4 protein-coding genes and 16 tRNA genes are annotated in these 11,361 nt (G+C 52.5%); all 20 read left to right on the top strand.

What is annotated here, in order from left to right; translation table 11 throughout:
- Positions 1–33 precede the first annotated feature (33 nt).
- The 20 genes from AC0YNX_RS24100 to AC0YNX_RS24005 all read left to right on the top strand — a co-directional run bounded on the left by AC0YNX_RS24100 (position 34) and on the right by AC0YNX_RS24005 (position 11,242).
- A tRNA-Asn gene (locus tag AC0YNX_RS24100) sits at positions 34–109 on the top strand.
- A gap of 5 nt (positions 110–114) precedes the next feature.
- Positions 115–205: transfer RNA gene (locus AC0YNX_RS24095), tRNA-Ser, on the top strand.
- 5 nt (positions 206–210) lie between these two features.
- Positions 211–285: transfer RNA gene (locus AC0YNX_RS24090), tRNA-Glu, on the top strand.
- A 70-nt stretch (positions 286–355) separates the two neighbouring features.
- A tRNA-Val gene (locus tag AC0YNX_RS24085) sits at positions 356–431 on the top strand.
- Positions 432–461: 30 nt separating this feature from the next.
- A tRNA-Met gene (locus AC0YNX_RS24080) sits at positions 462–538 on the top strand.
- A gap of 35 nt (positions 539–573) precedes the next feature.
- A tRNA-Asp gene (locus AC0YNX_RS24075) sits at positions 574–650 on the top strand.
- 14 nt (positions 651–664) lie between these two features.
- Positions 665–740 (top strand) — tRNA-Phe (locus AC0YNX_RS24070).
- A gap of 22 nt (positions 741–762) precedes the next feature.
- Positions 763–838: transfer RNA gene (locus AC0YNX_RS24065), tRNA-Thr, on the top strand.
- A gap of 4 nt (positions 839–842) precedes the next feature.
- A tRNA-Tyr gene (locus AC0YNX_RS24060) sits at positions 843–927 on the top strand.
- A 6-nt stretch (positions 928–933) separates the two neighbouring features.
- Positions 934–1,007: transfer RNA gene (locus tag AC0YNX_RS24055), tRNA-Trp, on the top strand.
- Positions 1,008–1,025: 18 nt separating this feature from the next.
- A tRNA-His gene (locus AC0YNX_RS24050) sits at positions 1,026–1,101 on the top strand.
- A 28-nt stretch (positions 1,102–1,129) separates the two neighbouring features.
- Positions 1,130–1,204 (top strand) — tRNA-Gln (locus tag AC0YNX_RS24045).
- Positions 1,205–1,211: 7 nt separating this feature from the next.
- Positions 1,212–1,286: transfer RNA gene (locus AC0YNX_RS24040), tRNA-Gly, on the top strand.
- 9 nt (positions 1,287–1,295) lie between these two features.
- Positions 1,296–1,369 (top strand) — tRNA-Cys (locus AC0YNX_RS24035).
- Between the two features lie 21 nt (positions 1,370–1,390).
- Positions 1,391–1,467 (top strand) — tRNA-Arg (locus AC0YNX_RS24030).
- Positions 1,468–1,474: 7 nt separating this feature from the next.
- Positions 1,475–1,556 (top strand) — tRNA-Leu (locus tag AC0YNX_RS24025).
- 174 nt (positions 1,557–1,730) lie between these two features.
- A complete protein-coding gene (locus AC0YNX_RS24020) occupies positions 1,731–3,464 on the top strand; it encodes a sensor histidine kinase (protein ID WP_475818241.1) in 1,734 nt (577 codons plus the stop codon).
- Positions 3,457–5,049 (top strand): response regulator transcription factor, encoded by a 1,593-nt coding sequence (locus AC0YNX_RS24015; protein WP_475818240.1) that lies wholly within the window; start codon positions 3,457–3,459, stop codon positions 5,047–5,049. Before AC0YNX_RS24020 ends, AC0YNX_RS24015 begins: the two co-directional genes overlap by 8 nt.
- 158 nt (positions 5,050–5,207) lie before the next feature.
- Positions 5,208–9,140 (top strand): sugar-binding protein, encoded by a 3,933-nt coding sequence (locus tag AC0YNX_RS24010; RefSeq protein ID WP_475818239.1) that lies wholly within the window; start codon positions 5,208–5,210, stop codon positions 9,138–9,140.
- Between the two features lie 89 nt (positions 9,141–9,229).
- Positions 9,230–11,242 (top strand): GH39 family glycosyl hydrolase, encoded by a 2,013-nt coding sequence (locus AC0YNX_RS24005; RefSeq protein WP_475818238.1) that lies wholly within the window; start codon positions 9,230–9,232, stop codon positions 11,240–11,242.
- Positions 11,243–11,361: the final 119 nt, after the last annotated feature.

The following is an 11,361-nucleotide window of genomic DNA, read 5'->3' as shown; positions in this document are numbered from 1 at the left end:
GGGTGTTAAGTATTGCCCGAACATTCATGTTGTTCCCTGATAGCTCAGTTGGTAGAGCACTCGACTGTTAATCGAGTTGTCACAGGTTCGAGTCCTGTTCGGGGAGCCATTTCTGGAGAGCTGTCCGAGTGGTCGAAGGAGCACGATTGGAAATCGTGTAGGCGTTAACCGCGTCTCGAGGGTTCGAATCCCTCGCTCTCCGCCAGATATGGCCCGTTGGTCAAGTGGTTAAGACACCTCCCTTTCACGGAGGTAACAGGGGTTCGAGTCCCCTACGGGTCACCATTAATTACCTGAAAAAAAAGACTTGCATTCGATATAGTAATTGAGTTATTATATTACTTGTCGCTGTCACGGAGGCTTAGCTCAGCTGGGAGAGCATCTGCCTTACAAGCAGAGGGTCGGCGGTTCGATCCCGTCAGCCTCCACCATTTAACTTCATAAGAAGTATCTTTTATTGACGCGGGGTGGAGCAGCTCGGTAGCTCGTCGGGCTCATAACCCGAAGGCCGCAGGTTCAAATCCTGCCCCCGCAACCAAAACAATTCGGTTATATACCGAACGTTAATAACGCGGAGCCGTGGTGTAGTGGCCCAACATGCCTGCCTGTCACGCAGGAGACCGCGGGTTCGAATCCCGTCGGCTCCGCCATTTAATCAAAGTTCGGCTCGGTAGCTCAGTCGGTAGAGCAGAGGACTGAAAATCCTCGTGTCGGCGGTTCGATTCCGTCCCGAGCCACCATTTTCAAAAAGCAATTGTATATGCCGGTGTAGCTCAGTTGGTAGAGCAACTGACTTGTAATCAGTAGGTCGTGGGTTCGACTCCTATCGCCGGCACCATCTTGGAGGATTAGTGAAGTGGCTAAACACGGCAGACTGTAAATCTGCTCTCTCAGAGTTCGGTGGTTCGAATCCATCATCCTCCACCATTTCCTAGGGGCATAGTTTAAAGGTAGAACAAAGGTCTCCAAAACCTTTGGTGTGGGTTCAATTCCTGCTGCCCCTGCCAATTAAATATAGTTGTATGGCGGTCGTGGCGAAGTGGTTAACGCACCGGTTTGTGGATCCGGCATTCGTGGGTTCAATTCCCATCGGTCGCCCCATAACAACTACAAACAACATTTAATGTATTGGGGATTAGCCAAGCGGTAAGGCAACGGACTTTGACTCCGTCATTCCTAGGTTCGAATCCTAGATCCCCAGCCATTAATTTGCGGAAGTGGCTCAGCGGTAGAGCATCGCCTTGCCAAGGCGAGGGTCGCGGGTTCGATTCCCGTCTTCCGCTCCATTTAAATCTGGCGCCATAGCCAAGTGGTAAGGCAGAGCTCTGCAAAAGCTTTACCCCCAGTTCGAGTCTGGGTGGCGCCTCCACAAATTTTTTTCAAGCAATGAGCGCCCTTAGCTCAGCTGGATAGAGCGTTTGACTACGAATCAAAAGGTCAGGAGTTCGAATCTCTTAGGGCGCGCCATAAGTTAGCCGGCGTGGCGGAATGGCAGACGCGCGCGACTCAAAATCGTGAGGGAAACCGTGGAGGTTCGAGTCCTCTCGCCGGCACCACTTTATACATCAGACAGCCTGCAGGATCCTAGGATCTTGCAGGCTTTTTTGTTGTTTCTATAACTCCATGAAACTAGTAACCATAACGTTCAAATACGCACTGGAATAGCATGGACGGGATTTTACGCGGTATGAGATAATCGAAAGAACAAATCGGTAAAGGAATGGTACCAGGTGAAGCTGTTCCAGTCGCTGCAATTTAAGTTGATTATCGGCATATTCGCTATGCTCGTTCCACTTGTTGCTTACCACCTATACACGAACTTTTATGCGATACATGTTGTGAGGGAGAAAGTAGCGTCTTCCAATAACGACTTGGTCGACTTGTTCATGCAGAGCAAGGTAGATCAGGTGTTGGAGGATACGAGCAAATATCTGCTGACTCGGGCTGCTGGCGACCCTGATGTGTTATCGCTTAATTTATACCCCGATAGCGACAGCGAGTATCAGCTGCGCAAAGCACGCATTATTAACCGGCTGCGCGATGATCTTGTACTGTACCGGATCAGTACTTTTTTCGTATATTCGCGTAAGGCTCAGGATTTGACGGTCACGGACGGCAATTATAAAGACTTCAGAGAGCTCGCTGATTGGCTCCAGAAGAGCAGTACGAATGATAACGCGGAATGGACCGTTCTACGTAACGGCAATGAATTTGGGCTATTTACGGCTGTCCACGCATCGCCTGACGTTATGCTCGGCGCTTGGATTAACGTGGACAATCTGCTCGTGCCGTTTCGCCAGTTGAATCTTGGCGGCGGAGGCGAGGTTATGGTGCTCGGACCGAGTGGCGAGGCGCTGACGCCATCCTCGTTGTCGGATACTGGTCTTAATGATCTCCGTCATCATCTGAAGGCACTAGACGGCTCGTATTTCGTTCTGGAACAGCCGGGCGGTAAGAAGCTTGCAGTAGGAACACAGTCGGCCCAATCGGATATTCGAGTGGTCGTGCTTATCCCAGAGAGAAACATGCTTCAGCGTCTAACCTTCTTCATGAGGGCGGCATGGCTAATTCCGCTTGGCGCTGTTCTTGTGCTGGGCTTGTATATTTTTCTGCTGAAACGAGTTCTGTTTAGGCCGCTAAGTGATCTCATACGAGGTATGAGGCGCATCACTCAAGGGGATTTGAACTATCGGCTAACCGAGGATAAGACGAGTGAGCTCACATTCCTATCTTCGACTTATAATCATATGGCCGACCAAATTAAGCAGCTGCGTATCGGTATCTATGAGCAAGAGCTGAGAGTGAAACAAGCGGAGCTTAAACATCTGCAAGTTCAGATCAACCCCCATTTTTATTTGAACAGCTTACATATCATCTATAGCTTGGCGACGCTGAAGCTGCACGGCAACGTTCAGAAGATGGCTTTGTACTTGGCGGATTATTTCAAATTTACGATTCGGACGAACCGGACGCATGTCGCTTTGCAGGAAGAAATCAAACATATCTCCAATTACTTAGAAATCCAGAAGCTCCGATATCCCGATATGCTGGACTTTGAGATGCATATTCCGGCTCCTCTCAGTGATGCCGCTATTCCTGCTCTTACGGTTCAGCCGTTCGTCGAAAATGCGATTGTGCATGGCATGCGCATGGAAGGCGAGGCTTTCGTTATTCGGATATTTGCGGAAGCGCTTACGGACGATCCGAAGCAGTTCACGATTGTGATTTCGGATAATGGAGTCGGGTTCCCGCCTGAGCAGCTGGCCCAGCTAGGGTCGGCGCGATTTATGGAGGAAGCAGACGGCAATCATATCGGGATATGGAATGTGATGTATCGGCTGCGGCTTTATTTTGGAGAGAGAGCCGCTGTGGAATTTGCGAATGGTGAATCAGGGGGCGCGGTCGTGAAGCTGACGCTGCCTATACAGCACGGGGATGACGGGGGAGGTCATGTGCATGTTTAATTTGCTGATCGTTGACGATGAGAAATATTCGGTTGCGGGTATTACGCAAGGGATCGATTGGACAGGCATGCCCATTGAGAACATCTACGAGGCATACAGCGCCAAGCAAGCGAAAGAGCAGATGAACAGAACGAATGTTGATCTGCTGATCTCGGACATCGAGATGCCAGGTGACAACGGCATTCAGCTGCTCGAGTGGACGCGAGAGCATTTTCCAGAGACGGAGACGATCTTCCTGACGGGGCACGCGAATTTCAGCTATGCGCAACAGGCGGTTCATCTCGGAAGCTATGAATATATTGTGAAGCCAGTAGATTATGAGGAGCTTAAAAGGATTGTCGCAGGCGCCCTGAAGGAGATAAGCGACAAGAGGGAAACGAGGGAGTACCAAGAGACATACCGGCGTTATCATGACCGCTGGGTGCAGCAGAAACCGTTGCTCATCGAACGGTTCTGGCAAGATTTGCTCAGTCAGCGTATCGCCTCATCGAAGGATAACATTGATGAAGCCATCCATCTATACAATCTGCCGCTCACCTCGAATCAAACGGTCCTTCCTGTCTTGATTAGCGTGGAACAATGGAGCAAAGAGCTCGATGCCCGTGACGAGGAGATAATGGAATACGCCATCCGGAATTCGGCACTCGAAATTCTGCTTGAGGGAGAACGCGGCGCAGTGCTGCAGGATCGCTCAGGCGTCAATGTTGCACTTCTCTATGACGGAGTTGCCGGATTATCCGAGGGGATGGAAAGATTAAAGGATCGATGTAAAATGCTGCTTGAGGCGGCTAAGCGATACTTCTACTGCGAAATCTCCTGCTATATCGGGGAGGAAACGGAGCTCCCTCGTCTGTCCGCGTCTTATCGCGCCTTGCTGGAGCAGGAACAAGACAATGTGGCGGAATCGAACGATGTGTTTACGCGCGAGCAATCGGCGGACAGAACGATGCAGTCGGTTCCTTTTGCCCCGTTTGACGATTGGCTGGTAATGTTCGAATCAGGGAATAAACAGGAGCTGCTTAAGCGGCTGGAAGATACGGTAAAGTCTATTAGAGAACGTGACACGACCGCAGATACGGTAGATATGCTCATGACCTCGATCAAGCATCTGCTCTATCGTTCATTCCATCGTCAAGGCTTGCCTATGTTTGGCGGATTCGTGGTAAAAGGCGGTATTCGGTCTTTAGCGCAGTTCCATTCGTGGGCGCAGCAAACGATTGAAGAGGCCTTCGAAGTCTATCACGCGCAGGTGGCGGATACGAGGGCAGTCATTGATAAGATCCATCAATTTATCAACCAGCACCTGATGGAGGAAGAACTGAAGCGAGAAGATATCGCGAAGCATGTTTTTCTTAACCCAGCCTACCTGTCACGCCTCTATAAGAAAGAAACGGGGATCGCCCTGTCGGACTATATCATGCATGCACGAGTGGAGAAGTCCAAGTCTTACTTGGCGAATACGGACCGTAAAGTATCGGATATTGCGGTAGCGGTCGGGTATGCGAATTTGTCTCATTTTGCAAAGGTGTTTCGCAAGATAGTCGGTGTTGGACCCAAGGAATATCGGCAAAAATTCAATAAATAACGATTAGAGCCTCCGAACATCATGATCGGGGGCTTGCTGTATGTCCCACTAGGTAACAGAAACGTCGGAATTGTCACCGTACTCGGTAGAGAAAGCGCTCTCTCAAACGTTATTATTCATATGAGCACAAGGAGATGAATGAACGGGGAGGAAGCGAGTTGGGGAAGCAAGCGAAGGTTTGGACGATTGGCAAATCGTTGATGGCGTTAATGCTGGCATTGCCATTGTCGATGCCTATTCAGGGGTTAGCGGCGGCGGAAGGGGAGGCAGCGGCTGCGGCTACGGGCGCGGTCACATGGACGAACAGCTTTGACCCGGATGTCTTTACGGGGTGGGGATTGTGGGCTGGCGAAGGCAGCTCTGTGAAGCAGGCAAGCGTAGATGGCGTTACAGGCAAGGCGGTTCGCATTGATTATGACCGTTCGCCGCTTGGCTGGGGACTTGTCGCGCATGCGGAGCTGCCTGCGGATTGGCATCTAGACGGCACAAAGACGATCCAATTCTATGCAAAAGGCGATGGAATGGAGCAGGACTTCTATGTCGGAGTCGAAGAGAAGGATGGCGGAGACAAGTACCGCAAGCTGGTTACGATCAGCGGCAGGGAATGGACGCTTGTTACGATACCTGTATCTGAGCTGACTTATCAGGATAGCGGCGATCAGCATCTCGATTGGGATCGCGTCAATGCGATCAATATTAGCCCGGAGATCGATCGCTCTGGTCAAGTCACCATTGACGATGTGACTCTGGGTACATTCGAGCCAAGCTTAACCAATACGTTCTCTCCCGATGCATTCGGAGATTGGGGACTATGGGCAGGTGATGGCAGTCAAATTACAAAGTCAGCCATTGAAGGGGCGAGTGGAGGTCAAGGAGCGAAGTTCGATTATACTCGCTCCGCAGCAGGTTGGGGATTAGTCGCACACGGAAATATCCCAGCAGACTGGAAGCTGGAAGGAACGGAGGCACTGCGCTTCATGATTCGCGGCGACGGGACGGATCGGCATTACTCGATCGGCGTGGAGGAGAAGGACGGTGGCGATAAGTTCCGCGCCATCATTGATGTGAGTGGCGAAGGTTGGACGCCAGTTACGATTGCAGCGTCAGACCTCGTTTATCAGGATGGCGGAGGCAACGCTCTGCTGGATTGGGGACTTGTGAGCGGCATTAATATTAGCCCGGAAGAGAATGGCTCCGGCAGCTGGTCGCTTGATGACTTCACTTTCTACAAAGGCGGCTTACTGCCACCGGTTGTCAGTGAACCGTCATTGCAAGTTACGGAGCTGACTGCTGCGCGAGCAGGCTCGGTGTTCGAGGGTAAGAACATCATGCTGAGCGCAGCGCTGGACAACAGCGGTTCTGCGCCGTCATCGTTGGCAAGGAAGTTAAGCTATACCGTCAAAGATACCTCTGAGGCGGTCGTATTGTCAGGTACAGCCGATATACCGGCCATTGATGCGGGCGGCAAGGCTGATGTAGCTCTATCCTTCCAAGTGCCGAAATACGGCTACTATACGATCGAGGCATATACAGAGGATGAAGCAGGCGTACCGTCGGCGCGGACAATTGCCTTCGCAGCTATTGCTCCGGCAGCATCATCGGCAGGCGCGAAGCTGGGGCATAAGGATGATGATTCGACGCTTAGCGGGTTCTCGACTCACTATGATTATCTGGCCAGCGACGAGCTTCGCGAGCAGGAAGCGGAACTCATCAGGCTTGCGGGCGCGCAGCTGGTTCGCAATGATTTTCTGTGGAATACAATTGAACCGGCTAAGGGTCAATTCGATTGGTCGCTGTATGATCGCATCGTAGCGGCGAACAAGTCGCAAGGCCTGCAAATGATCGGTATGCTGGCATACAGCGCGGCTTGGGCAAGCACCGCAGCCGAAGGTGCGGATATGCCAGATCATTACCCGCCGCGTACGGTCTCTGAGTACGCGAACTTCGTCTATAAGACGGTCCTGCGATACAAGGACACGGTCCATCAATGGGAAATTTGGAATGAGCCGAATCTAGACGGCTTCTTCAGACCGACGCATTCGGCGGAAGCTTATACGGAGCTGCTGAAAGCCGGGTATTTGGCAGCGAAGCGGGCCGATCCTTCCGCGACTGTCGTCATGAGCGGGCTATCGGGAACCGGCGGCGGGTATCTGGATGAGATGATCGCGAGCGGAGCACTGGACTATACGGATGCGATCGTGATCCATCCCTATCAGGCCGGGGATCCGGAGGCTGGTGATGCGTTCGTTCACGATATTGCCGGCGTACAGGCAAAGGCTCCAGATAAGCCGGTATGGCTGACGGAATGGGGCTGGCGCACGGATGAACAAGGAGCTGCGAATCAAGCGTTGTACACCGTGAAGGGATATTTGCTCGCGGATGCGATGGATGTGCAGCGTAACGCGCTTTACTCGTTCAATATCGCAACGGATACGCAGTTCGGACTTGCTGATTCGAGTATCGGCGGAGCGGTGAAGCCGGTCTATCCGGCTGTAGCTGCCATGAACCGCGTAATCGCGGATCGTTCTTACGTAGGTGATGTCGCACTCGGTACGGATGGCGTAACGGCACTTGCGTTCAGTGGACGTGGCAACGCAGATTCTGTGATCGCGATGTGGTCTACAACAGCGAAGACGATTCTGCTCAAAGCGTCGAAGTCAGTCACGATCTACGATTTCTACGGCAATGCCACCGAAGTTGCGCCTGTCCAAGGCAAAGTGACGGTGACGCTGTCCGCGCAGCCAATCTATGTGCAAGGCAAGCTTCAGTCTTATGTCGGAAGCGCAGTCCCTAGAACAGGCGGCACTAAGCATGATGATCATCCTGGAAAGTCTGGTAACGGTAAGCATAACGATCCTGACCAGGCTTGGATTATGAATAGCCCATATACGCGAATCGGTCATGCTACGCTCACACGCGGCTTTGACAATTCGTTCTCAGTCGAAGTGTACAACTACAGCAGCCGTAAGCTTAAAGGCTCGTTAGAGCTCGCCGGTATCCCGAAGAGCTGGTTCTCTTCAGCTAAGGGAATGCTCCGAGCGTATGAGGTACAGCCATATACAAGCCAGACCATTACGTTCCAGTTGAAGCCGCCTGCAAACGCAGAACTTGGCACGGTGCAAGCAACGGTTAGAGAGAATGGCTCTAAGCCAGCGTTAAAAGCGAAATCGGTACCGCTGGACATCGTACCGAAGCTAGCGGTGCAGGTCGACAAGAAAGCGATAAAGTTGACGAACACGACGAGCCAGCCAATCTCCGGCAGCGTGGCGCTTCAAGCGCTTACGGGCTGGCAGCTGACGATCGCTCAGCCGGGCTTCGACCTTGCACCTGGCGCATCCGTATCGCTGCCCTACAGCATGAGTCCGCTCAGCGGCACTAAGGCTTCGAGCGAGATAATCATCGCAGGAACGGTTAGCTCCGCAGGAGAATCGATACCTTTCACCCAGAAGCTCTATGTCATCACGGCATCACATGCTGCGCAAGCTCCCGTTATTGACGGGCTTGTAGATGACAGTTGGTCAGCCTCCGTCGCTGCATTGGCCAATAAACAGGAGCAAGTGAGCGCAGACTATCGTGCCAACTGGCAGGCAGACGATGTATCGGCGAATGTGAAGCTCATGTGGGATACTTCGAAGCTGTACGTGCTTGCCGTCGTCAAGGATGACACTGCGTTCCAGCCGCAATCCGGCGGTGCGATGTGGCAGGGAGACTCGCTGCAGCTTGCTTTCGACGCGGCGAATACGGCTGGCGCTGGTTATGGGCCGCTCGTCTACGAGCTCCAGATCGGCAAGCAGGACGGTGGAGAAGCACAGATCTTCAAAGGGATGGGCTTCGCCAAGTCAGGCTTGATGGAAAGCGGCAATATCGCCGTTAGCCGTGATGAAGCCAGCGGAACGACTACGTATGAGCTAAGCATTCCTCGTGCCGAGCTCGATGGCTTCGGTGATGGAACGGCGATGAAGGAAGCGGGTTTCTCGTTCCTTGTTAATGACAATGATGGCAGCGGACGCGAAGGCTACATCGAATGGTCTTCCGGCGTCGGCGGCGCCAAAAATGCTTCGCAATTCGGTACCTTGTGGCTAATGCAATAGAAAGGCAGTACGGGGAGGGCTAGCGGAGGAACGATAGGCTGTCCTCCCCTTCATATAGCTGCATAATTCTATGGGAGCAGGTGACTAATGTGAGGAAGGTTTATCACCAAAGCAAGTTGAAGGCTTGGTCGAAGCTTGGCGTTGCGGCAGCACTAGGATTGACGCTGCTGTTCCCGGCAGCGGTTAGCTTCGCGGGGACGGCGACGACAATTACCGTCGATACGGCTTCAAATGCGGGAACGGTCAATCCGTATACCTGGGGCGTCGGAGCGCCGGACAAGTATGCGTGGTGGGCGGGAAACACAGCGCTCAAGACGAGAATCAGCGATGCGAAGATTAAGCTTGTGCGCGTGAATCCGATTCAGAACATGCTGTATAACAGCAGAGATCCATATCCGTCATCCGGCACGTTCTCCCTCACAGATATGGATGCGATTCTGAACACGATCTTCGATGCTGGAGCAGAGCCGCTGTTCGTCGTCGCAGGGTTCCCGGCTGGCGTGCCGAATACCCGTGACGCAAGCGGCACCATTACGTCGGCCAATTGGACGGAATACGGCAATTTCATGAAAGGCGTCGTGAAGCGGTACAATACGGACCATGCACTAGGCGCAACGAAGACGATTAAATATTGGGAGTTGTGGAATGAGCCCACTATCGAGGGCGATGGCAAATTTGCGAGCCAGGCAGCTTACAAAACATTCGCTCAGACCGTCGGGAATGCCATGAAGGCGCAGGACAGCACCATTAAGCTAATCGGGCCAGTTGATGCTTGGTCGGACTTAAGCAGCACGGGGTACTTATCGTATGCCGCGAAGCAGCTGGAGAGCCAAATCGATATACTGAGCTGGCATGATTATGGCCCTGATCCTACTAACTCGGACGCTACTCGCCTCGCATGGACGAAGCCGCACTATCAGGACAATATTGCAACAGTGAAGTCGGGCGGCTCTGGCGACATCTTCAAGGGACCGTCCGGCAAACTGTATGGCGCAGCGATTACCGAATACAACATGAGTCACCAAGACGGGGGAAGTACGTATAACGCGAAGTACCATAATGTCTTTAACGCGGTATATTCGGCGAGCGCGATCATCAATGCGATGAAAGGCAACGCGGATATGTTCATGTCTTATAATTTGGCGGAGACCGGGACGAATCTGCTCGGACTGCTGGATAACGCGGGATACGGCGCATACAAGCCATATTATACGTACCATCTGTTCGGCAATCACTTCGGGAATCAGAAGCTGACCTCGTCCGGCGGAGCGACCAATCTCGAGTTTGTCTCGTCCAAGGATACAGCTACAGGCAAAACCTACATTATTGCCGTTAATAAGGATGCAAGCGTCACTTATGATGCTTCTGTCCAATTACAAAATATCTCTTCGGCGACTGGAACGGTTAATGTGTGGAAGCTGGATGCCTCAACGAACCCAACGTCCAGCACCTCGCAGGCGTATTCCGGCAGCCAGTTTACGTATTCGATCGCACCGATGACAGTCGTCGCATTCGAAGTGACGCCAGGCAGCGGCGGCGGCGGTGGCTCTGTTCTCTTCTCGAACGGATTTGAGAGCAGCGAAGCAGCGCCTACATGGCTCGACACGCTCGATGGCAGCAGCAACGTGACCGGCTATACAGCCGGTACTAATCCGGAATGCTCGCCTCGTCTAGAAGCGCCGCATACAGGCACAGCGACTTTGATGTTCTCAGGCACTGACAATAGCACGTCGACGTCTTACGCCAAGTGCAAAGTGTTTGACGTGAATATTCCGATTACGTCTGTGACGAAGCTTGGCTATTGGCTGTATCCACAGGTGAATAACGCGAGATACGTTGCTGTCGACCTCATTATGACGGACGGCACGACGCTGCGCGATAGCGGCGCAGTCGATTCCAACGGCTACAGCATGCATCCGAATGCGGGCCACGGCGGCGCGATACCTCTGAACGCGTGGACGAATATCAAGTCCAATATCGGCACCGTGTTAGCTGGAAAAACGATTGATCGCATTATTCTGAACTACGATCATGCTGCCGATACCGGACAGTATCGCGGTTATGTCGATGATATTATCATTACGAACGGGACGCTTCCGTGACGTAGCATATAAGATGCAAGAAACCGCCCAGAGACGATCTCTGCGGCGGTTTTCGTCGTTTATATGTCCTTTTTTTCCATGAGAACCATGTGTAACCAAAACGTCCATCATGTCACCTC

The sequence above is a fragment of the Paenibacillus sp. J31R98 genome (assembly GCF_056269245.1).
Note: the sequence above shows the minus strand (reverse complement) of the source record. Positions and strands in the feature narration are given on the sequence as shown.